Genomic DNA, 22,394 nt, shown 5'->3' on the forward strand with positions numbered 1-22,394 from the left:
ACTCTCCATCAAGGTCCAAACGACCACCCCAGGGGGCGAACCCCGAAGCAGCCAAACCTCAGAAGAAAATCCCAGCAAACAATCCCCGAAAGGACTGCATTGCCTCAAAGAAATCCCCACCACCCCCCGAAGGAGATGGCACGGGGCGACCCGGCCTAACCGGCCAGGTCGATAAAGGCACTGGCTTTTAACACGCTGTTGAGTTCTCAAGAAACGGACACCCACCGCGCACGACCCGCTCTCGCGAGCCCCGCTCCGGGGCAACCCTTCAAGCCTACCCGATCCGCCCGCTTTGTCAAAGTCTGGGCGGTTCGGCCTCCAACGTCCCATTTGGGCGCGGACAAGTCCGTCCCAGATGATCTTTTGGAGGTTCCCCCGGGGCCGGCCGCCTTGTCGGCGTCCCGCTCCCCCGTGGGGCGTGTAGAACATTAGGTCCCCGCGAGGGGACCGTCAAATCGATCGTCCAAGCCACGTTTAAGCAGGTCAGTAGGGGTTTTGTGGCCTCAGAACGGCCCCGTTGAGGCCGCTCGTGACCTCACTGTGACGTGGATCTACCGAAGTTTTCCCCGGGTACGGCGAGCGCCCGCCCGGAGAGGTCCGGACGGGCGCTCGCCGCGCGCGGTTCAGGACGCGGTCACCTCGACGCCGCCGACGTTGCGCTTGCCCCGCCGCAGGACGAGGAAGCGGCCGTGCAGCAGGTCACCGGACGCCGGCGCGGCGTCCTCCGACTCGACCTTGGCGTTGTTCAGGTAGACGCCGCCCTGGGTGATCGTCCGCCGGGCCTCCGACTTGCTCTTGCACAGCCCTGAGGCCGTCAGGAGATCCACGACGGGCGGGAGCTCGCCCGGCGGGATCTCCGTGCGGGGCACCTCGGCGAGCGCGGACCTGAGGGTCCGCTCGTCCAGTTCCTCCAGCGCGCCCTGGCCGAACAGGGCCTTGGACGCGGCGATGACCGCGGCCGTCTCGTCCGCGCCGTGGACGAGGGTGGTCATCTCCTCGGCGAGGGCGCGCTGCGGCAGGCGGGCGGCGGGCCGCTCGGCGCCCTGCTTGACCAGGTCCTCGATCTCCTCCCGGGAGCGGAAGCTGAAGACCTTCAGGAACTTCTCCACGTCGCGGTCGTCGGCGTTGATCCAGAACTGGTAGAACGCGTACGGCGAGGTCAGGTCGGGGTCGAGCCAGTACGTCTCGCCCCCGGCGGTCTTGCCGAACTTCGTGCCGTCCGCCTTGGTGAGCAGCGGCGTCGTCAGCGCGTGGGCGCTTCCGCCCTCGACGCGGCGGATGAGGTCGACACCGGCGGTGAGGTTGCCCCACTGGTCGCTGCCGCCCGTCTGAAGGACGCACCCGTGGCGCCGGTACAGCTCGAGGAAGTCCATGGACTGCAGGAGCACGTAGCTGAACTCGGTGTAGCTCATCCCGGTGGTGTCGAGGCGGGCCTTGACGGTCTCCCGGGCGAGCATCCGGTTGACCGGGAAGTGCTTGCCGATGTCGCGCAGGAACTCGATGGCCGACATGGGGCCGGTCCAGTCGAGGTTGCTGACCATGGTGGCGCCGGTGGGACCCTCGTCGAAGTCCAGGAACCGCGACACCTGGCCGTGGATCCGCTCGACCCAGCCGGCGACGGTCTCCTCGGAGTTCAGGACCCGTTCGGCGCTCTTGCCGCTGGGGTCGCCGATCAGGCCGGTGGCGCCGCCGACGAGACCGAGCGGCCGGTGGCCCGCCTTCTGGAAGCGCCGCAGGACGAGGATCTGGATGAGGTTGCCGAGGTGCAGTGAGGGCGCCGTCGGGTCGAACCCGCAATACAGCGTGACCGGCCCCGCGGCGAGCAGCGCCCGCATCTCGTCCAGATCGGTGGACTGCGCGATCAGGCCGCGCCACGCGAGGTCATCCAGGATGTCGGTCACGTTCTCCCTCGTCTCAGCCTTGCCGTCCGGCTCTTTCACCAGACTGCCCGATGGGCCGGAGCCCACGCCAACGATATTCGGAGGTCAGGCCCGCCCGGCGGCCTTCCCGCGGACGCGCGGGACGTGCGCCCGGTACGGCGACACGGTCGGGTCGCCGTCGACGTAGAACCGCCACGGCACCTCCTTGGCGCTGTTGACGCCGGTCCGCGGTCCGCTGCGGACCAGCGCGGGGTCGGCGGGCTCGCCGCGCAGCATCGTCATCTCGCCGCCGGGCGTGCACACGTCCAGGCCGTTCTGGTCCCGGACGACGCCGAGGGCCTGGCACAGCCGGGCCGGGCCGCGGGCCAGGTCGCGGACGGTGGACTTCGGGCGGCGGGCCCGCGCGAGGTCCTCCCCCGCGACGATCTCGCCCGCGCGCAGCAGCACCGCCGACGACGTCCCCTCGGGCCCGCAGACCAGGTTCATGCAGAAGTGCATGCCGTAGGTGAAGTACACGTAGACGTGCCCGGGCGGCCCGAACATGACGGCGTTGCGCTCCGTCCTGCCGCGGTAGGCGTGGGACGCGGGATCCAGCGGACCGGCGTACGCCTCGACCTCGGTGAGCCGCGCGGCGACCTCGCCCTCGGGCGTGCGATGCGTGATCACGTGCCCGAGCAGCGAGGGCGCCACCTCGTCCACCGGCCGGTCGAAGAAGTCCCGTGGCAGCAACGCTCCGTCCATCGCCTCACCGTGGTCTAGGGGGTGGTCCGCCGGTCGACCAGCCTAGGGGGCGGCGCGGACCGCCCCGGCCGGGCGGCGGTCAGTGCCCCTGGGGGACGCCCCCGGCAAGGGCAGCCGGCCGCCGCCTTCCGCTCCGCTCCGGGCGGCGGTCAGGTGTCGGAGCCGGTGGCCCAGGAGGCGTGGTCGTTGACCTGGGCGCGCAGCGCGGCGATCTGCTCGCGGACGCGGTCGGGGGCGGTGCCGCCGTAGGCCTTGCGGGACGCCAGGGCGCCCTGGACGTTGAGGACCTCGCGGACGTCCGGCGTCAGGTGCGGAGAGACCTTGGCCAGCTCGTCGTCGGTGAGGTCGTCGAAGTCCTTGTCGTTGACCTGGCACCAGACGACGAGGTGCCCGACGACCTCGTGGGCGTCGCGGAAGGCGACGCCGCGCCGCACCAGCAGCTCGGCGAGGTCGGTGGCGAGGGCGAACCCGTCGGGCGCGGAGGTCTCCAGCCGCTCGGTGTTGACCCGCATGGTGGCGATCAGGCCGGACATGGCGGGCAGGACGAGCAGCAGGGTCTCGACGGCGTCGAACGCGCCCTCCTTGTCCTCCTGCAGGTCGCGGTTGTAGGTGAGCGGCAGGCCCTTGAGCGTGGTGAGGAGGCCGACGAGGTGGCCGATGAGCCGGCCGGCCTTGCCGCGGGCCAGCTCGGCGACGTCGGGGTTCTTCTTCTGCGGCATGATCGACGACCCCGTGGCGTAGGTGTCGTCCATCTCGATCCAGCGGAACTCCTGCGACGCCCAGAGGCAGATCTCCTCGCCGAGGCGGGACAGGTGGACGCCGACCAGCGCGGCGGTGAAGAGGAACTCGGCGACGAAGTCGCGGTCGGCGACGGCGTCCATGGAGTTCGGCGCGGCGGCGTCGAAGCCGAGTTCGGCGGCGGTGGCCTGCGGGTCGAGGGGCAGCGACGAGCCGGCGAGGGCGCCGGAGCCGAGCGGGGAGACCGCGGCGCGCCGGTCCCAGTCGCGGAGCCGGTCGACGTCGCGGGTGAGCGGCTGGACGTGCGCGAGCAGCTGGTGGGAGAACAGGACCGGCTGCGCGTGCTGCAGGTGGGTCATGCCGGGCGCGGCGACGCCGAGGTTGTGCTCGGCCTGCGCGATCAGCGCGGTCTCCAGCTCGACGAGCCGGGAGACGATCTGCCGGGCGTGGTCGCGCAGGTACAGGCGCAGGTCGGTGGCGACCTGGTCGTTGCGGCTGCGGCCGGCGCGCAGCTTGCCGCCGAGGGCGCCGAGCCGCTCCAGCAGGCCGCGTTCGAGGGCGGTGTGCACGTCCTCGTCGGCGACGGCGGGCCGGAACTCCCCGGACCGGCAGGCGGCCTCGAGGTCGTCGAGGGCACCGATCATGCGCTCGAGCTCGTCGTCGGTGAGCAGCCCGGCCCGGTTGAGGACGCGGGCGTGGGCGCGCGAGCCCATCAGGTCGTACGGGGCGAGCCGCCAGTCGAACTGGACGCTCACCGAGAGCCGCGCGAGCGCGTCCGACGGGCCGCCCTCGAACCGGCCGCCCCACAGTCGCGTCGGTGCCTTGGTCACGGAATTCCTCTTCTTCTCGGCGCTGTGCGTTCGTGTACTCGCCATCCCACCATGCCCCGGTGCCGGGGCGCGCGTCAGGCGCCCCGCGCGCCCCGCGCGGCGGCGCCGGGGCCGGGACGGCTCTAACCTCGTCGTTCCCGGCCGGCGGTCAGCCTGAGGAGCGCCTCGGCGACCTCGTCGCCGCCGCTCGGGTCGCGGGCGATGACGAGGATGGAGTCGTCGCCCGCGACCGTGCCGAGGATCGACGGCCATTCGGCGTGGTCGATCGCCGAGGCCAGGTACTGCGCCGCGCCCGGCGGGGTGCGGACGATGACCAGGTTCGCCGACGCCTCCGCCGACACGAGCAGTTCGGCGGCGATCCGGGAGAGCCGTCCGGCGAACGTCTCGGCGGCGCCGGTGCGGGCGCGGCGGATCCGCTCGCCGCCCTCGCCGGGGACCGCGTAGATGAGGCTGCCGTCGTCGGCGCGGAGCTTGACGGCGCCGATCTCGACGAGGTCGCGGGAGAGGGTGGCCTGGGTGACGTCGACACCGTCGTCCTGCAGGAGCTTGGCGAGCTCGCCCTGCGAGTGGACGGGGTGGCGGGTCAGCAGGTCGATCACCCGGGACTGGCGGGCGGTCTTGGTCATCGGGGTGGTCAACGGGATCGCTCCAACAGCCAGATCAGCAGTGCCTTCTGGGCGTGCAGCCGGTTCTCGGCCTCGTCCCACACGCGGCTGCGGGGGCCGTCGAGGACGGCGGCGGTGATCTCCTTGCCGCGGTAGGCGGGCAGGCAGTGCAGGACGATCGCCTCGGGGTCGGCGAGGGCCAGGAGCTCCTCGTTGACCTGGTACGGCTCGTAGAGCGAGGTGTCCTTGCCCTCCTCCCCCATCGACACCCAGGTGTCGGTGGCGAGGACGTCGGCGCCGGCGGCGGCCCGGGCGGCGTCGTCGGTGACGGTCACCGAGCCGCCGGTGGCGGCGGCGATCGCGGCGGCGCGCGCGACGACGGCGGGGTCGGGCGGCAGGGACGCCGGCGCGGCGACGCGGACGTGCATCCCGGCGGTGGCGCAGCCGAGCAGGTAGGAGTGGGCCATGTTGTTGGCGCCGTCGCCGAAGTAGGCGAGGGAGGCGCCGGTGAGGCCGCCCTTGGCCTCCCGGACGGTCTGCAGGTCGGCGAGGATCTGGCAGGGGTGGTACTCGTCGGTGAGGGCGTTGACGACGGGGACGGCGGTGCCTGCGGCCATCTCCTCGACGCGCTCCTGCCCGGCCGTCCGCCAGACGATCGCCGCGACCTGGCGTTCGAGCACGCGGGCGGTGTCGGCGATGGTCTCGCCGCGGCCGAGCTGGCTGCTGCCGGCGTCCATGACGAGGGGGTGGCCGCCGAGCTCGGCGATGCCGGTCGCGAACGACAGCCGGGTCCGGGTGGACGGCTTGTCGAAGAGCACCGCGACGGACTGCGGGCCTTCGAGCGGCCGGTAGGCGAAGCGGTCCTTCTTGGCCTTCGCGGCGAGGTCGAGGACCTCGGCCTGCTCGGCGGGCGCGAGGTCGTCGTCGCGCAGGAAGTGCCTGACGGTCATGGGGGTCAGCTCTCCTTCACGGCGGACGCGGCGGCGTCGAGGATCGAGGGGAACGCGGTGGTGAACGAGCGGGCCTGCTCCTCGGTGAGGATGAGGGGCGGGGCCATCCGCAGGGCGTCGGGCTGGAGCGCGTTGACGAGGAAGCCGGCGTCGCGGGCGGCGGCCTCGACGGCGGGCGCGTACGGGCCGGTGAGGACGGCGGCGCGCCACAGGCCCCGGCCCCGGACGCCCTTGAGCAGCGGGTGGTCGATCGCCGCGATCCCGGACGCGAGGACCTCCCCGACGGCGGCGGCGTTGGCGAGCAGGCCGTCCTTCTCGATGGTGTCGAGGACGGCGAGGGCGGCGGCGGCGCTGACCGGGTTGCCGCCGAACGTGCTGCCGTGGTCGCCCTTGGCGAAGGTCGCGCCGTGCTCACCGAAGGCGACGCAGGCGCCGATCGGCAGGCCGCCGCCGAGCCCCTTGGCGAGCGTGAGGACGTCCGGGCGGGCGTTCTCGTGCTGGAAGGCGAACCAGGCGCCGGTCCGGCCGATCGCGGACTGGATCTCGTCGGCGACGAACAGCGCGCCTGTCGCGTCGCAGATCTCCCGGGCCGCGGTGAAGTAGCCGTCGGGCGGGGGGACGACGCCGGCCTCGCCCTGCGTGGGTTCGAGGAACACCGCGGCGCACCGCTCGTCCACGGCGGCCTTGAGCGCGTCCGCGTCGCCGTAGGGGACGAACCGGACGTCGATGGCGAACGGGCCGAACGGCTCGCGGATCGCCTTCTTCCCGGTGAGCGACAGCGCGCCCATGCTGCGGCCGTGGAACCCGTTCTCCGTCGCGACGAAGTACGTCCGGCCGTTCGCCTTCCCGTACTTGATCGCGAGCTTCAGCGCGGCCTCGTTGGCCTCGGTGCCGCTGTTGGCGAGGAACACCCGCCCGTCGCCGCCGAGCAGGTCCCGCAGCCGCTCGGCGAGCCGCACCTCGGGCTCGTTCAGGAACAGGTTGGACGTGTGGGCGATGGACGCGACCTGCGCGGACACCGCCTCGACGAGGGCGGGGTGGGCGTGCCCGAGGGAGCTGACCGCGATGCCGGCGATCAGGTCGAGGTACGCGCGCCCGTCGGCGTCCCACACCCGGCAGCCCTCGCCGCGCGCCAGCGCGACCGGGGGGACGCCGTAGTTCGGCATGAACGCGGCCTCGAACCGCTTCCGCAGGTCGGCGGCGCTCATCGGGCTCACCTGCGAGGTGGCTCCGCTCATTTCACGTCCCCCGTCACCGGTCCGCCGGGGAGGCTCGGCAGCACCATCGTTCCGATCCCTTCGTCGGTGAAGATCTCCAGCAGCAGCGAGTGCGGGACCCGGCCGTCCAGGACGTGCGCCCGCGGGACGCCGCCGCGCACGGCGGCCAGGCACGCCTCCATCTTCGGCACCATGCCGGCGGACAGGTCCGGCAGCAGCGCCGCCAGCTCGTCGGTGGTCAGCCGGTCGATCACGTCGTCGCTGTCGGGCCAGTCGGAGTACAGGCCCTCGACGTCGGTGAGCACGACGAGCTTCACCGCGTCCAGCGCGACGGCGAGCGCCGCGGCGGCCGTGTCGGCGTTGACGTTGTACACCTCGCCGTCGTCGCCGCGCGCGACGCTCGACACGACCGGGACGCGCCCGTCGTCCAACAGCGCGCGGACGGCGCCGACCTGCACCTCGACGATCTCGCCGACCTGGCCGATGTCGACCCGCTCGCCGTCCACGAGCGCGTGCTTGCGCTCGGCGGTGAACAGGTTGGCGTCCTCGCCGGACATGCCGACGGCGAACGGCCCGTGGCGGTTGATCAGCCCGACGACGTCCCGCTGCACCTGCCCGGTCAGCACCATCCGGACGACCTCCATGGCCTCCGGGGTGGTGACGCGCAGCCCGGCGGTGAACGTCGAGTCGATGCCGTTGCGCTCCAGCGCGGCGTTGATCTGCGGGCCGCCGCCGTGCACGATGACCGGCTTCAGCCCGGCGTAGCGCAGGAACACGATGTCCTCGGCGAACTGGTGCCGCAGCGCCTCGTCGGTCATCGCGTGCCCGCCGTACTTGATCACGACGGTCGTGCCGTGGAAGCGCTCCAGCCACGGCAGCGCCTTGATCAGCGTCTCCGCCTTGCCCATGACCCCGGCGCGGTTCTTGCGCATCTGCGCGCCGCTCGTGATCGCGCTCATGTGGAGTACGCCGAGTTCTCGTGGACGTAGTCGGCGGTGAGGTCGCTCGTCCAGACGGTCGCGCTGTGCGGGCCGGCCGACAGGTCGGCGGTGATCGTCACGTCGCGGGGGCGCATGTCGACCTTGTCGCGGTCGTCGCCGAACGAGCCGTTCCGGCACACCCACACGCCGTTGATCGCGACGTTGAGCTGGTCGGGCTCGAACACGGCGTCGGTGGTGCCGATCGCCGACAGCACCCGGCCCCAGTTCGGGTCCTCGCCGTGGATGGCGCACTTGAGCAGGTTGTTGCGGGCGATGGACCGGCCGACCGCGACGGCGTCGTCCTCGGACGCGGCGCCGACGACCTCGATCGCGATGGCCTTGGACGCGCCCTCGGCGTCCACGAGGAGCTGCCGGGTCAGGTCGGCGCACACCTCGGTGAGCAGCGCGGTGAACTCGTCCTCGCCGGGGACGGCGCCGGTCGCGCCGGACGCCATCAGCAGGACGGTGTCGTTGGTCGACGTGCAGCCGTCGGAGTCGAGCCGGTCGAAGGTGACGCGGGTCGCGGCGCGCAGCGACCGGTCCAGCGCCTCGGCGGGCAGGTCGGCGTCGGTGGTGATGACGCACAGCATGGTGGCGAGGGACGGGGCGAGCATGCCCGCGCCCTTCGCCATCGCGCCGATCATGTAGCCGCCCTCGCCCTGCCGGAAGGAGATCTTGGCGACGGTGTCGGTGGTGCGGATCGCGTCGGCGGCGGCGAGGCCGCCGTCGCCGCGCGACAGCTCGGCGACGGCCTTGTCCACACCGGGCAGCAGCGCGTCCATCGGCAGCCGCTGGCCGATCAGGCCGGTGGAGCAGACGGCGATCTCGCCGGCGGAGTCGACGAGCAGCTCGGCGGCCTTCTCCGCGGTGGCGTGCGTGTCCTGGAAGCCGGCGGCGCCGGTGCAGGCGTTGGCGCCGCCGGAGTTCAGCACGACCGCGCGGACGCGGCCGCCCTTGAGGACCTGCTCCGACCACAGGACGGGCGCGGCCTTGACGCGGTTGCGGGTGAAGACGGCGGCGGCTGCGCGGGACGGCCCGTCGTTGACGACGATGGCCAGGTCGCGGGTGCCGCTGTCCTTCAGTCCGGCGACGACGCCGGCGGCGCGGAAACCCCGGGGGGCGGTGACGCTCAAGGGGACACTCCGATCGTGGTCAGCCCGAGTTCTTCCGGGAGGCCGAGGGCGAGGTTGGCGCTCTGGACGGCGCCGCCCGCGGTGCCCTTGGCGAGGTTGTCGATGGCGGCGACCGCGATGATCCGGCCGGCCGCCTCGTCCAGGGCGACCTGGACGAGCGCGGTGTTCGCGCCGAGCGTCATGGAGGTGGCGGGCCACTGCCCCTCGGGCAGCAGGCCGAGGAACGGCTCCCCGGCGTAGGCGTCGCCGTAGGCGGCGCGGAGGGTCGCGGCGGTGACGCCGGGCAGGGCCTTGGCCGTGCAGGTCGCGAGGATGCCGCGGCTCATCGGGGCGAGCGTCGGCGTGAACGACACGGTGACCGGCCCGCCGGCGACGGCGCCGAGGTTCTGCGCCATCTCGGGGGTGTGTCGGTGGACGCCGCCGGCCGCGTAGGCGCTGACGGAGCCCATGACCTCGCTGCCGAGCAGGTGCGGCTTGAGGGCGCGTCCGGCGCCGGAGGTGCCGGACGCGGCGACCACGACGACGTCGGGTTCGGCGAGCCCGGCGGCGAACGCCGGGAACAGCGCGAGGGTGACGGCGGTCGGGTAGCAGCCGGGGACGGCGATCCGCTTGGTGGAGCGGAGCGCGTCGCGCTGCCCGGGCAGCTCCGGCAGCCCGTACGGCCAGGTGCCGGCGTGCGGGGTGCCGTAGAAGGCGTCCCAGGCGGCGGGGTCGGCGAGCCGGTGGTCCGCGCCGCAGTCGACGACCAGCACGTCGTCGCCGAGCTCCGCGGCGAGCGGCCCCGACCGGCCGTGCGGCAGGGCGAGGAACACCACGTCGTGGCCGGCCAGGGTGTCCGGGGTGGTCTCCTCCAGGACGCGCCCGGCCAGGGAGCGCAGGTGCGGCTGGTGCGCGCCGAGCTCCGTGCCGGCGTTGGAGCCGGCGGTGAGGGCGCCGATCTCGAACTCTGGATGTCCCGCGAGGATGCGCAGCAGCTCGCCGCCCGCGTAACCGCTGGCGCCGGCCACCGCCGTCCGGATTCCCATGTCCACTCCTTCGAAGCAACGGGTAAGAGTATGCATGCAACTGGAAACCTATTCAACGTCGTACCGGCGGCCGGCCGGTTCTGAGACGAGCGACACAGCGGCGGCGGGGACGCGACCGACGTCCAGAACGTCAACATCGGTTGACACGCCCTCGATGTCAACCTACATTGACATCCATGGCCGGGAGAGTAATTAGGCATCTAAAGATTTGCCCTCGAACCATCAGCGCTCTAACATCGCCGCCATGGAGAACCTCGGCTACGACCTCAAGGTCCTCGGCCCCATGGAGGAGTGGCCCCTCGGCCGGCTCTTCGCCGCGGCGACGCGGCTGTCGGGTCCCGTCGTCTGGCGGATCGTCGAGCGGCACGGCATCAGCCCCGCGGGGTTCTTCCTGCTCCGCCTGCTCGTCATCGAGGACGGCCTGCGGCCCGGCGAGTGCGCCAAACGGCTGCTGGTCACCCCCGCCACCGTGACCTCCGTGGTCGACACGCTCGAGCGCAACGGCCACGTCGTCCGGGAGCGCTCGCACCGCGACCGGCGCGGGGTGATGCTGCGGATCACCGACTCGGGCCGCCGGCTGGTCGCCGAGAAGTCCGGCCCGATCGGCGCGGACCTGCACGAGCTCTACGACGTCGTCGACGAGGGCGACGAGGCGGCCGTCCGCCGGTTCCTGCTCAACCTGATCAAGCAGTTCGAGACCTACTCCGAGGGCACGCAAGGGAAGGGAGAAGGCGCGTGAGCGCACCCCCCGAGCCCGCCGTCCAGACGGTGGAGCTGAAGAAGACCTACCCGGCCGCCGGACCGCGGCCCGAGGTGCCCGCCGTCCGGGGCATCGACCTGGACGTGCCCCGCGGCGAGTTCTTCGGGCTGCTCGGCCCGAACGGCGCGGGCAAGTCCACGACCATCGGCATGCTCACCACCCTGGTCGTCCCGACCGGCGGCACCGCACGGGTGACCGGGCTGGACGTGGTGAGGGACGCCGTCGAGATCAAGCGCCGCATCGGCGTGGTGTCGCAGAACAACACCCTCGACAGCGACCTGACCGCCGCCGAGAACCTGGAGTTCCGCGGCCGGTTCTTCGGGCTCGGCGCGCGCGACGCCCGGCGCCGCGCCGACGAGCTCATGGAGCTGTTCGGGCTCACCGAGCACCGCAAGGGCAACCCGTTCGAGATGTCGGGCGGGCAGGCCAAGCGGGTGATGATCTGCCGGGCCCTGATGCACGGGCCCGAGGTGCTGTTCCTGGACGAGCCGACGGCCGGCCTCGACCCGCAGACCCGCACCAACCTGTGGGAGGTGCTGCGCGGCCTGCAGGCGGGCGGGCAGACCATCCTGCTCACGACCCACTACATGGAGGAGGCCGAGGCGCTCTGCGACCGCGTCGCGGTCGTCGACCACGGGAAGATCCTCGCCGCGGGCACCGTGGACGAGCTGAAGGACGCGGCGGGCGCCGACACCGTCATCACCGTCGCCTACGACGCGCCCGCGCCCGACCAGATCCACAAGCTGTCCGACCGCGACGGCATCAGCAAGGTCGAGGTCAACGACGGGCAGGTCCGGGTGTTCGCCACCGAGCCCGAGGGGATCCTCGGCGAGCTGGTCGCGATCGGGTCGGCCGCCGGCGTCGGGGTCACCGACGCCACGCAGCTGCGCCCCAGCCTGGAGACCGTCTTCCTCACCCTCACCGGAAGGGAATACCGCGAATGACCGCCCCGGCCGCGACCGTCCTGACGCCCCCGCCGCCGGCGCGGGCGACGATCCCCCGCACGTTCGCCGCGATGATGGCGCGCGAGGCGCGGGTGATGCGCAAGAACTTCCTGTCGACGTTCGTCCGGGTGCTGGTGCAGCCGGTGATGTTCGTGTTCGTGTTCTCGTACGTGCTGCCCAAGCTCGGCGGCGGCGCGATGGCGGGCGGGCCCGGGGGGCCGACGTTCTCCACGATCCTGGTGCCCGGGCTGGTCGGCTCGTCCATCATCATGCAGGCGATGATGGCGGTGATCTTCCCGCTGATGATGGAGCTGAACTGGCAGAAGTCCATCACCGACCGGGCGCTGGCGCCGGTGCCGATCCCGCTGCTGGCGGTCCAGAAGATCGTCGCGGCGGCCCTGCAGGGGCTGATCGGCGGGCTGCTGGTGTTCCCGGCCGTGCTGCTCATCCACGCCGAGGGCCAGTCCCCCCACGTGCACGTCGGGAACTGGGCCGTGCTGGTCGTGGTGATGGTGGCCGGGTCGCTGCTGGCCGCGTCCGGCGGGCTGCTGCTCGGCACGCTGCTGAACCCGCAGAAGGTGCAGGTGCTGTTCGCGATGGTGCTGCTGCCGATGACGATGCTCGGCTGCGTGTACTACCCGTGGTCGGCGCTGGACCACATCCGGTGGCTGCAGATCCTCAGCCTGTTCAACCCGCTCGTGTACATCAGCGAGGGGCTGCGCAGCACCCTGACGCCCGCCGTCCCGCACATGCCGGTGTGGGCGTTCCTGCTGGCGATCGTCGGCGGGACGGCCCTGCTGACGTGGGCCGCCACCCGCACGTTCACGCGCCGCGTCCTGACCTGACCGGCGCCCCGGCAGGCCCCGCGCGGACGTTCCGCGCGGGGCCTGCCGCGTCACACGGGCCCCGCCTCGGCAAGGCCGGTGCGGCGGTCCATGCGCAGCCACCGGGTGAGGCGCAGCGTCCGCAGGAACGGCAGGTCGTGGCTGACCACGATCAGCGCGCCCTCGTAGGCGGCGAGGGCCTCGCCGAGCCGCGCGGCGCTGTCCATGTCGAGGTCGTTGGTCGGCTCGTCCAGCAGCAGGAGCCGCGGCGCCGGGTCGGCGAGCAGCAGCGACGCCAGCACCGCGCGCAGCCGCTCGCCGCCCGACAGGGTCCCGGCGAGCCGGTCCGCGCCCGCGCCGCGGAACAGGAACCGCGCCAGCCCCTGCCGGATCTCGGCCGGCGTCGCCGACGGCGCGGCCGCGCGCACGTTGTCGACGACGCTGCGGCCCCCGTCGAGGACGTCGAGCCGCTGCGGCAGGTACCGCACGCCGTCCACGCCGATCCGCACCGACACCCCTTCCGGGACGCGCTCGCCGGTGAGCGCGCGCAGGAGCGTCGTCTTCCCCGAGCCGTTCGGCCCGGTGAGCGCGATCCGCTCCGGGCCCCGCACGAGCAGCTCGGTCAGCGTGCCCGGCGCCGGCTCGGGCGCGCGGAGCCCGGTGACCGCGGCGACCGTCCGCCCGGCCGGGACGCGGGTGGCGGGCAGCTCGATCCGGATCGCGGCGTCCTCGCGCACCGCGTCCTCTGCCTCGGCGAGCCGCGCCCGCGCCCCGGCGAGGCGTTCCTCGTGCATGATGCGGTGCTTGCCCGCCGAGACCTGCGCCTCGCGTTTCCGCAGCTTCATGACCGCCCTCGGTTCGCGCTTGCTCTCGTACATCTTGTTCGCGTACCGCTTGCGGCGGGCGAGCTTGACGTGGGCCTCCTCCAGTTCGCGCTTCTGCCGGCGCAGGTCGGTCCCGGCGGCCCGGACCATCCGTTCCGCGGCCTCCTTCTCGACGGCGAGCAGCTCCTCGTAGGCGGACAGGTTGCCGCCGAACGACCGGACGGCGCCGTCGCGCAGGTCGGCGATGGCGTCGACCCGGTCCAGCAGCTCCCGGTCGTGGCTGACGACGACCAGTACGCCCGTCCAGGACTCGACCGCGTCGTACAGGCGGCGCCGCGCGTCGAGGTCGAGGTTGTTGGTCGGCTCGTCGAGGAGCAGCACGTCGGGGCGGGCGAGGAACAGCGCGGCCAGCCCGGTCATCACCGCCTCGCCGCCCGACAGGGTCGCGACGGGCCGGTCCAGGCCGAGGTGGGCGAGGCCGAGCCGGCCGAGCTCGGCCAGGGCGCGCTCCTCGACGTCCCAGCCGTCGCCGACGGCGGCGAAGTTCTCCTCGGTGGCCTCGCCGCGCTCGATGGCGTGCAGCGCGGTGCGGGCCGCGCCGATGCCGAGCAGGTCCGCGACGGTCGCGGAGCCGTCCAGGGCGAGGTTCTGCGGCAGGCGGCCGACCTCGCCGTCGACGGCGACGGTCCCGGATCCGGGACGCAGCTCCCCGGCGATCAGCCTGAGCAGGGTGGATTTGCCGGACCCGTTGACCCCGATCAGGCCGGTCCGGCCGGCGCCGAACGCGGCGTCCAGGCCGTCGAGGACGGCGGTGCCGTCCGGCCACGCGAACGACAGGCCCGAGCAGACGATGGCGAATGACATGAGCGGCCTCCATGGCGGGCGGGCTGACTGCTGACACCTGGAGGCACCGCGAAGGCGCGCGACGCGCGGGCGGGCATGAAGAAGCCCGGCGGGACGTGGATCCGCTGAGGTCGTGCGCGGGCCGGTGGACGGCCGCTGCGCGGTGCCGGACCTCAGAACTCCAACGGACTCCCCTGCCGGGCGGCGATGTGACGCGTCCAGACTACCCGGACTCTTATCGCGACACAAGTAGCTTTAAGTGCCGGGAGCCTCGGCCGCGCCGGCCGAACATGGACGTGCCCCGGGCCCGTTGCAGGCCCGGGGCACGTCCCCGCAGATCAGCGCCGCGTATCAGGCGCCGCGCAGAACGGCGCCGGTACGGTCGGCCGCGACGGCGACCGCGGCGTCGCGGGCCTGCGACGCCTCCTCGGCGGTGAGGGTGCGGTCCGGGGCGCGGAACCGCAGCGAGTAGGCGAGGGACTTGCGGCCCTCCCCCACCTGCTCGCCGGTGTAGACGTCGAACAGCCGGATCGCCTCCAGCAGCTCGCCCGCGCCGTCGCGCAGCGCCGCCTCCACCTCGGCGGCGGGCACGCCGGAGTCGACCACGAGCGCGACGTCCTGCGTGGCGACCGGGTAGGTCGACACGTGCGGCGCGCGGACCGCCACCGGCTCGCCGAGGCGGCGCAACTCCAGCTCCATCGCGCAGGTGCGCGCCGGCAGGCCGTACGCCTTGGTGACGCGCGGGTGCAGCTCACCGGCGTGGCCGACGAGCGTGTCGCCCGCGTACAGCGCGGCGCAGCGGCCCGGGTGCCAGGGCGCGTGCTGGTCGGCCTTCACGGTCAGCTCCACGCCGACCTCGGCCGCCACCATGCGCGCGGCCTGCACCGCGTCCGCCCACAGCGCCGGGCGCCCGCCGCCCCACCAGCCCGAGGGCTCGCGGTCGCCGGACAGCACGACCGCCACCCGGTACGGCTGGTCGGGCAGCGCCGCCTCCACGGACGCGACCTCCTCGGCCGTCGGGCCGCGGTCCACCGCGAGCCGCGGCGCCCGCTGCGGCGCGTCCGGGCGGGGCCGGAACACCACGCCCAGCTCGAACAGCGCCGTGTCGGGGAACCCGCGCCCCACGTTGTGCGCCAGCGTCCGCAGCAGGCCCGGCAGCAGCGTGGTGCGCAGCAGCGGCTCCTCCTCCGACAGCGGGTTCGCCAGCCGCAGCGCGCGGCGGCGCGCGTCGTCGGCGGGCAGCTGCAGGTCGTCCCAGTCCTTCGCGGAGACGAACGGGAACGCGAGCACCTCGACGTACCCGGCGCCGGCGAGCGTGCGGCCCACGCGGCGGCGCAGCCGCTGCTGGATCGTCAGGCCGCGCCCGGCGGACGGGCGCGGCGCGCGCGCCGGGATGTCCTCGTAGCCCTCGAGGCGGATGACCTCCTCGGCGAGGTCGTTCGGGTCGGTCAGGTCCGGCCGCCACGACGGCGGCGTCACCGTGAGGACGTCGTCCCCCTCGACCGCGCAGCCGACCTCCTCCAGCCGCCGCACGACGGTGTCGCGGCCGTACGTCACGCCCGCGACCTTGTCCGGGTGCCCGGCCGGCATCGTGATCACGACCCGCGCGACGGGGGCCTCGGCGTGCGTGACGCCCGGCGCGATCTCCGCGCCGCCCAGCTCCGCCAGCATCCGCGCCGCGCGGTACGACGCGTACAGCGGCAGCTCGCGGTCGACGCCGCGCTCGAACCGGTACGACGCCTCGCTGTGCAGCCTGTGCCGGCGGCTCATCCGGGCGGTGCCGATCGCGTCGAAGTGCGCGGCCTCGATGACGATGTCGGTCGACCGGTCGTCGATCTCCGTCGCGAGACCGCCCATCGTCCCGGCCATCGAGATGGGGCCCGACTCGTCGGTGATGAGGATGTCCTCGGCGTCCAGCTTCCGCTCGACGTGGTCGAGGGTCTCCAGGCTCTCGCCCTTCTCGGCGCGCCGCACCACGATCGGGCCGGTGAGCTTCGCGTGGTCGAACGTGTGCAGCGGCTGCCCGAGCTCCAGCATCAGGTAGTTCACGACGTCGACCGCCAGCGACACCGGCCGCATCCCCGCGCGGTGCAGGCGGACCTGCATCCACATCGGGGTCGGCGCGTCCGGGTCGAAGCCGCGCACCTCCCGCAGGACGAACCGGTCGCACGCGGTCGGGTCGCCGATGCTCGCCGGGTACGCCTCGCCGTTCTTGGCGGGCAGCTCCACGTCCGCCGGGTCCTTGAACGGGACGCCGTAGGCGATCGCGGCCTCCCGGGCGATGCCGCGGATCGACAGCGCGTAGCTGCGGTCCGGGGTGACGGCGATGTCGAGGACGTCGTCGCGGATGCCGAGCAGCTCGACGGCGTCGGCGCCGACCGGCGCGTCCGGCGGCAGCACCAGGATGCCGCTGTGGTCGTCGCCGATGCCGAGCTCGGTGACCGAGCAGATCATGCCCTCGGACATCTTGCCGTAGGTCTTGCGGGCGCCGATCCGGAACCCGCCGGGCAGCACGCCGCCGGGCAGGATCACCACGACGCGGTCGCCGACCGCGAAGTTGGTCGCGCCGCAGACGATGTTCTGCGGCTCGCCGGTGCCGTTGGCGTCGCCGACGTTCACCTGGCAGTACCGGATCGGCTTCTTGAAGCCGGTCAGCTCCTCGATCGCGAGGACCTCGCCGACCACGAGCGGGCCGGAGAGGTCGGCGCCGGCCTGCTCGACCGTCTCGACCTCCAGGCCCGCCGCGATCAGCCTGGCGGCCAGGTCCCGGCCGGTCACGCCGGCCGGCAGCTCGACGTGCTCGCGCACCCAGGAAAGCGGGGCCCGCATCAGATCTCCATCCCGAACGGGAGGGTGAACCGGACGTCGCCCTCCACCATGTCGTACATGTCCTCCACGCCGTGCCGGAACATCAGCGTCCGCTCGACGCCCAGCCCGAACGCCCAGCCGCTGTAGCGGTCCGGGTCGACGCCGCAGGCCACCAGCACCCGCGGGTTGACCATGCCGCAGCCGCCCAGCTCGATCCAGCCCTCCGAGCCGCAGGTGCGGCACGGCTCGCCGCCCGGCTCGGCGGACGCCCCACGGCACACGAAGCACTGCATGTCCACCTCCGCCGACGGCTCGGTGAACGGGAAGTACGACGGCCGGAACCGGGTCTTCAGCCCCGCGCCGAACATGCCGGTGACGAACGCGTCGATGCCGCCGCGCAGGTCCGCCATCGTCAGGCCCTCGTCGACGGCGAGGCCCTCCAGCTGGTGGAACACCGGGCTGTGCGTGGCGTCCAGCTCGTCGGTGCGGAAGGTGCGCCCCGGCGCGACCACGTACACCGGCAGCGGCCGCGACAGCAGCGACCTGATCTGCATCGGCGAGGTGTGCGTGCGCATCACCAGCCCGGACTCCTCCGACTCCACGAAGAAGGTGTCCTGCATGGTGCGGGCCGGGTGGTCGGGCAGGAAGTTCAGCGCGTCGAAGTTGAACCACTCCGCCTCGACCTCGGGGCCCTCGGAGACCTCGAAGCCCATCGCGACGAAGACGTCGGCCATCCGCTCCTGCATGGTGGTCAGCGGGTGCCGGGCGCCGCGCGGCGCGCGGTCCCAGGGCAGCGTGACGTCGACGGTCTCCTCGACGAGGACCCGCTGGTCGCGCTCCTCCTCCAGGACGGCCTGGCGCTCCTTCAGCGCCTTGGACACCGCGCCGCGGGCGGCGCCGATGCGCTTGCCCGCGTCGGCGCGCGCCGCCGGCGGCAGCGCGCCTATCTCCCGGTTGGCGAGGGCCAGCGGGGAACGGTCGCCGGCGTGCGCCAGGCGGACCTGCTTGAGTGCGTCGAGGTCGGCGGCCGCGGCGATCGCGGCGAGCGCCTCGTCGCGGGCCTGGTCGAGCTGCTCGGGCTGCAACGCGGACACCTCGACGGGGTCATAGGACTTGTTGGGTGCAGACATGGTGGTGTGATCGACTCCGGTCGGCGTGGGACGCCCGCAGTCTAGTGCGCGGACGGTGAGGATCCGGAAAGCGTGCGCGTGACGCGCGGCCCGCCCGGAGCCCTTCCGCCGCCGCGGGCCGCGCCCGGGACGGGCTCAGCTCGCGTGGTCGGGGGCCCCGGCGGGCACGGTAAATCGGAACTCGGCGCCGCCGCCGGGCGCCCGCCGCACGGTGATCGCGCCGCCGTGCGCCTCGACCAGGCCCTTCACGATGTACAGGCCGAGGCCGGTGCCGCCGCGCCGGTTGCCGCCCGGGCCGCGCCAGAACTGCCGGAAGACGCGCTGGACGGCCTCGGGCGGTATGCCCTCGCCCTCGTCGCGCACCGACACGGCCGCCCCCTCCTTGTGCGCGTCCGGCTCCACCACGATGGTGACAGTCCCGGCGCCGTGCCGCACCGCGTTTTCCACCAGGTTGCCCAGGATCTGGTCCATCTTGTCGGGATCCAGCCACATCTCGGGCAGCTCGCCGCGGACCTCGAACCGGAACCGGTCCTCGGCGTCGCCGGCGGCGACCCGGCCCGCGATGACCTTGCGGACCTCCTCGGGCAGGTCGACGACCTGGCGGCGCATCTCCAGCCGGCCCGCCTCGATCCGGGACACGTCCAGCAGCTCGGTGATCAGCCGGGTGACGCGGTCGGCGTCGGCGTTGACGGTCTCCAGCATGACCCGCTTCTGGTCGTCGTTGAAGCGGTGCCACTTGGCGAGCAGCGTCGCGGTGAAGCCCTTGACGCTGGTCAGCGGGGAGCGCAGCTCGTGCGCGACGGTCGACACCAGGTCGGCGCGGTCGCGCTCCTGGCGGGCGCGGTGCTGCGCGTCCCGCAGGCAGACGGTGAACCGCTCGACGCGGCCGCCCTCGCCGCGCCGGTACCCGGCGGTCACCAGCAGCTCGGTGCCGCCGGCCAGGAACAGCGCCCGCTCGGGGTGCCGAGTGCGGGTCACCAGGCCGTCGTAGGGCGACAGGCATTTCCACCAGTCGCGGCCTTCGGCGTCGTGCAGCGGCAGGACGTCGCGGAAGTCGCGGCCCAGCGCGGCCGCGGCGGCGATCCCGGTCATCCGCTCGGCGGCGGCGTTGAACACCACGACGCGGGCGTCGCGGTCGGCGACCAGCAGCCCGTCCGGCAGGTCGTCCGCCTGCCCGGGCTCGAAGAGAGCGCGCGCGGCCACGCCGGGGGGTTCCTCTCCGCCCACAGCGGCCTCCAGAACACCGGTAGAGCGCGGCCTGTCGAGAAGAGACTCTATCCGCAGTCGGGCCCCTTACGGGACCCGGAGAACGCCTAGCGGCAAGGCATTTGTAGCCACCGGGCAGGTCCTGGCGGGCGTCCCCGGACGGGCTGCGAGCGGGGCGGCAGGGCCCTCGGGAAGCATGATCGGCACGGACCCGACCCTGACCTGCGCGACCGGGACCGCGAGTCCGTTCGCGGCCGCGGCCGACCGTGCCCGGCGCCCGGACGTGCCCGGTCCTGCTCCGACCTGCTCGAACGTGCTCGAACGTGTCCGGGCGTCCTCGATCGTGCTCAGCGGGAGCCGGTCGGCGAGCCCTGGCCCGCGAGCGCGTCCGCCACGTCCGCGTGCACCGTGAACAGCCGGTGCAGGCCGGTGATCCGCAGCAGCCGCAGCTGGGCGGGCCGCACCCCGGCCAGCACGATCTCGCCGCCGGTGGCGGAGATCTCGTTGTGCGCGCCGACCAGCGCGCCGAGGCCCGCCGCGTCGCAGAACGGGACGGCGGCGAAGTCCAGCACCAGCCGGCGCGCCCCCGCGGCGTGCGCCTTGACCAGCCGGGCCCGCAGGCCGTCCGCGGTGTGCAGGTCGATCTCGCCGGTCACCGTGACGACGGCGGTCCCCGGCCGCCGCTCGGCCACCTCGATCGCCAGGCCGGCCACCGGGCCGGGCGCCCAAGCGCCGGTCCCGTCGAGCGCCGCCGTGCCGGGCGCCGCGGAGCCGCGGGCGGCGGCCTGGCCGGCGCCGGTCCGGCACCGGATCTCCGGCGCGCGCCGGCCCGGCCGTCTCGCCGGCCTGGTCTCCTCGGTCATCACGTTCGCCCCCACTTCATGCGGCTCCCTTGCCGCCCTGGTCAACGCCCTGGTCAACACGGTAGGCAGCGGGCCGGAGCGGTGAAATCCACCGCCGGGCCGGTATCCCGCTCCTACCTGGGAATGAGTTCCGCGCGCCGGCGGGCCCCCTGCCCATCCGTTCGCGGGAAGACCATCTTCGCAGCTCACATGCCGCGAAACGGCCTCGAAGGCGACCGCTTGCGGCCAGCCGGCCACGGAACGCATTGAACCTTCGCGGCCCCTCGTACGTGACCGTCGGCTCGCCCGTGCCCTGCAGGAGTTCCACGGGCCGGCCGGGTGCCGCGCCGCAGGGCGCGCGCCCGTCTCAGGCCCGGCGCTGCGCCCGGGCCGAGGCGTACAGGCAGACGGCCGCGGCCGTCGCCAGGTTGAGGCTCTCGGCCCGGCCGTAGATCGGCACCCGGACGACCTCGTCCACGTGCCGGAGGATCTCCTCCGGCAGGCCCCACGCCTCGTTGCCGAACACCCAGGCGGTGGGCCGTGCCAGCAGCCCCTGGTCGATGGCCTCGTCCAGGGTCCGGTCGCCCGCGCCGTCGGCGGCGAGCACCGTCAGCCCCGCCCGCTTCAGCTCGGGGATCAGGGTGTCGAAGCGCGGGCCGACCACGACCGGCAGATGGAACAGGCTGCCCGCCGAGGCGCGCACGCACTTGCCGTTGTAGGGGTCGACGGACGCGTCGGTGAAGACCACCGTCTCCGACCCCGCCGCGTCGGCGGTGCGCAGCACCGTCCCGGCGTTGCCGGGGTCGCGGACGTGCGCGAGGACGGTCACCAGCCGCGGCCCGGCCTCCAGCGCGCCGGCCAGCGGGACGTCCACGAACCCGCAGACCGCCAGCAGCCCCTGCGGGGTGACGGTCTGCGCCAGCTCGGCCATGATCTCGCCGCTGACCCGCAGCACCGGGACCCCGGCGCGCTCGGCGGCGCCCACCAGATCGGGATGGCGGGACTCGGCCTCGGCCGTGGTGAACAGCTCGGCCAGCCCGCCGGGGATCTCCAGCGCCTCCCGCACCGCCTGCGGCCCCTCGGCGAGGAACAGCCCCTCACGGCGCCGGAAGGCGCGTTTGGCGAGCCGGCGAGCGGCCTTCACCCGTGGTGATCGGATAGAGGTCAGCTCGCGGCCCGCCATGTCGCCGTACTCGCCCGTCGCCAGGTCGCCCGGCTCAGGCGGCCTCCGCCGGGAGCGCGTCCTTGGCCACCTTGACCAGGGCGGCGAACGCGGGGGCGTCGTTCACGGCGAGCTCGGCCAGCATGCGCCGGTCGACCTCGACCTCGGCGGCCTTCAGGCCCTGGATGAACCGGTTGTAGGTGATGCCGTTGGCGCGGGCCGCGGCGTTGATCCGCTGGATCCACAGGCGGCGGAACTGGCCCTTGCGGTCCTTGCGGTCCCGGAAGGCGTAGGTCATCGAGTGGAGCTGCTGCTCCTTGGCCTTGCGGTACAGCCGCGAACGCTGGCCGCGGTAGCCGCTCGACCGCTCCAGAACGACCCGACGCTTCTTGGCGGCGTTGACCGCCCGCTTCACGCGTGCCACGTGCTGAACTCCTTCGTGGGGGCCGGAGCCGTCCTGGCGCCGGCCGGTCGTCGATGTTGCCGGTCGGTGCTACTTGCGCAGCAGCTTCTTGATGTTCTTGGCGTCGGCGTCGGCCACCACGGCCGGGCCGGACAGGCGGCGCGTCCGCTTGGTGGGCTTGTGCTCGAGCAGGTGGTTCTTGTTGGCGCGGCGGCGCATCACCTTGCCGGAGCCGGTCAGCTTGAAGCGCTTCTTGGCACCGCTGTGGGTCTTGGTCTTCGGCATGGTCGCCGTCGTCTCCCTCGTTCCCGGGCCCCCGTGCGGCGGCACGGGAGCGCACCTGATCGGCGCGTCGCGTTCGGACGCGTGCGACGCGCCAGGTCAGGCTTCAATGTACGTGCGTAACGACCCCGCGGAAGCCACGAGGCCGCGGACGGGCCCGCCGCCGAGGCGGGGGCCCGACGGCCCTTGCGGGCCGCGGGCGTTGCGGCCGGACCGGCGTCCCGGCCGGTCCGGCACCTTGGTCGTTCGGGCACCGCCCCCGGTGCG

Annotated in this window: 20 protein-coding genes; 3 read left to right on the top strand and 17 right to left on the bottom strand. The window is 73.4% G+C overall.

The annotated features are described in order from the left end of the window. Positions 1–623: 623 nt before the first annotated feature. The 9 genes from tyrS to argC all read right to left on the bottom strand — a co-directional run bounded on the left by tyrS (position 624) and on the right by argC (position 10,099). A complete protein-coding gene (tyrS, locus tag J4557_RS33595) occupies positions 624–1,901 on the bottom strand; it encodes a tyrosine--tRNA ligase (RefSeq protein WP_208270807.1) in 1,278 nt (425 codons plus the stop codon). An 84-nt stretch (positions 1,902–1,985) separates the two neighbouring features. After that, on the bottom strand, positions 1,986–2,621 hold the full coding sequence (locus J4557_RS33600) for a DNA-3-methyladenine glycosylase (protein WP_208270808.1): 636 nt from the start codon (positions 2,619–2,621) through the stop codon (positions 1,986–1,988). 149 nt (positions 2,622–2,770) lie between these two features. Further along, positions 2,771–4,189: an argininosuccinate lyase gene (argH, locus tag J4557_RS33605; protein ID WP_208270809.1), complete on the bottom strand. Its 1,419-nt coding sequence runs from the start codon at positions 4,187–4,189 to the stop codon at positions 2,771–2,773. 122 nt (positions 4,190–4,311) lie between these two features. After that, positions 4,312–4,815: an arginine repressor gene (locus tag J4557_RS33610; protein WP_208270935.1), complete on the bottom strand. Its 504-nt coding sequence runs from the start codon at positions 4,813–4,815 to the stop codon at positions 4,312–4,314. Between the two features lie 8 nt (positions 4,816–4,823). Further along, positions 4,824–5,744, bottom strand: a complete 921-nt coding sequence (gene argF / locus J4557_RS33615) for an ornithine carbamoyltransferase (protein ID WP_208270810.1) — start codon at positions 5,742–5,744, stop codon at positions 4,824–4,826. Positions 5,745–5,749: 5 nt separating this feature from the next. Next, on the bottom strand, positions 5,750–6,952 hold the full coding sequence (locus J4557_RS33620) for an acetylornithine transaminase (protein WP_208270936.1): 1,203 nt from the start codon (positions 6,950–6,952) through the stop codon (positions 5,750–5,752). A 26-nt stretch (positions 6,953–6,978) separates the two neighbouring features. Then, on the bottom strand, positions 6,979–7,920 hold the full coding sequence (gene argB / locus J4557_RS33625) for an acetylglutamate kinase (protein WP_372442559.1): 942 nt from the start codon (positions 7,918–7,920) through the stop codon (positions 6,979–6,981). Then, positions 7,917–9,074, bottom strand: a complete 1,158-nt coding sequence (gene argJ, locus J4557_RS33630; RefSeq protein WP_208270811.1) for a bifunctional glutamate N-acetyltransferase/amino-acid acetyltransferase ArgJ — start codon at positions 9,072–9,074, stop codon at positions 7,917–7,919. The genes argB and argJ overlap by 4 nt, the downstream gene beginning before the upstream one ends. After that, complete coding sequence (gene argC, locus J4557_RS33635) at positions 9,071–10,099, bottom strand: N-acetyl-gamma-glutamyl-phosphate reductase (protein ID WP_208270812.1); 1,029 nt, start codon at positions 10,097–10,099, stop codon at positions 9,071–9,073. Before argC ends, argJ begins: the two co-directional genes overlap by 4 nt. A 244-nt stretch (positions 10,100–10,343) precedes the next feature. Between argC and J4557_RS33640 the strand changes: the two genes are divergently transcribed. From J4557_RS33640 to J4557_RS33650, 3 genes are read left to right on the top strand one after another with little or no spacing between them, the layout of a single operon-like run. Next, positions 10,344–10,838, top strand: a complete 495-nt coding sequence (locus J4557_RS33640) for a MarR family winged helix-turn-helix transcriptional regulator (protein ID WP_208270813.1) — start codon at positions 10,344–10,346, stop codon at positions 10,836–10,838. Next, complete coding sequence (locus tag J4557_RS33645; RefSeq protein ID WP_208270814.1) at positions 10,835–11,803, top strand: ATP-binding cassette domain-containing protein; 969 nt, start codon at positions 10,835–10,837, stop codon at positions 11,801–11,803. The genes J4557_RS33640 and J4557_RS33645 overlap by 4 nt, the downstream gene beginning before the upstream one ends. Continuing rightward, positions 11,800–12,648, top strand: coding sequence for an ABC transporter permease (locus J4557_RS33650; RefSeq protein WP_208270815.1), 849 nt, complete (start codon positions 11,800–11,802; stop codon positions 12,646–12,648). Before J4557_RS33645 ends, J4557_RS33650 begins: the two co-directional genes overlap by 4 nt. Positions 12,649–12,698: 50 nt before the next feature. On the opposite strand, the gene J4557_RS33655 is transcribed toward J4557_RS33650, so the two are convergent. From J4557_RS33655 to rpmI, 8 genes are all read right to left on the bottom strand, one after another. Next, on the bottom strand, positions 12,699–14,315 hold the full coding sequence (locus J4557_RS33655) for an ABC-F family ATP-binding cassette domain-containing protein (RefSeq protein WP_208270816.1): 1,617 nt from the start codon (positions 14,313–14,315) through the stop codon (positions 12,699–12,701). Positions 14,316–14,645: 330 nt separating this feature from the next. Continuing rightward, a complete protein-coding gene (gene pheT / locus J4557_RS33660; RefSeq protein WP_208270817.1) occupies positions 14,646–17,123 on the bottom strand; it encodes a phenylalanine--tRNA ligase subunit beta in 2,478 nt (825 codons plus the stop codon). Further along, positions 17,123–18,232, bottom strand: a complete 1,110-nt coding sequence (pheS, locus tag J4557_RS33665; RefSeq protein WP_208270818.1) for a phenylalanine--tRNA ligase subunit alpha — start codon at positions 18,230–18,232, stop codon at positions 17,123–17,125. Before pheS ends, pheT begins: the two co-directional genes overlap by 1 nt. A gap of 135 nt (positions 18,233–18,367) precedes the next feature. Continuing rightward, the gene (locus J4557_RS33670; RefSeq protein ID WP_208270819.1) at positions 18,368–19,459 is read right to left on the bottom strand and encodes a sensor histidine kinase; all 1,092 of its coding nucleotides are present in this window, start codon (positions 19,457–19,459) and stop codon (positions 18,368–18,370) included. A gap of 326 nt (positions 19,460–19,785) precedes the next feature. After that, the gene (locus J4557_RS33675; RefSeq protein WP_307800358.1) at positions 19,786–20,316 is read right to left on the bottom strand and encodes an STAS domain-containing protein; all 531 of its coding nucleotides are present in this window, start codon (positions 20,314–20,316) and stop codon (positions 19,786–19,788) included. Between the two features lie 331 nt (positions 20,317–20,647). Then, entirely contained in the window at positions 20,648–21,463 is an 816-nt protein-coding gene (locus J4557_RS33680; RefSeq protein ID WP_208270820.1) for a TrmH family RNA methyltransferase, read from the bottom strand. A gap of 34 nt (positions 21,464–21,497) precedes the next feature. Continuing rightward, the gene (gene rplT / locus J4557_RS33685; RefSeq protein ID WP_151544049.1) at positions 21,498–21,866 is read right to left on the bottom strand and encodes a 50S ribosomal protein L20; all 369 of its coding nucleotides are present in this window, start codon (positions 21,864–21,866) and stop codon (positions 21,498–21,500) included. A gap of 69 nt (positions 21,867–21,935) precedes the next feature. Beyond that, positions 21,936–22,130: a 50S ribosomal protein L35 gene (rpmI, locus tag J4557_RS33690; protein ID WP_067468638.1), complete on the bottom strand. Its 195-nt coding sequence runs from the start codon at positions 22,128–22,130 to the stop codon at positions 21,936–21,938. Positions 22,131–22,394: the final 264 nt, after the last annotated feature.

The sequence above is a fragment of the Actinomadura nitritigenes genome (assembly GCF_017573545.1).
Taxonomy (GTDB): Bacteria; Actinomycetota; Actinomycetes; order Streptosporangiales; family Streptosporangiaceae; genus Spirillospora; species Spirillospora nitritigenes.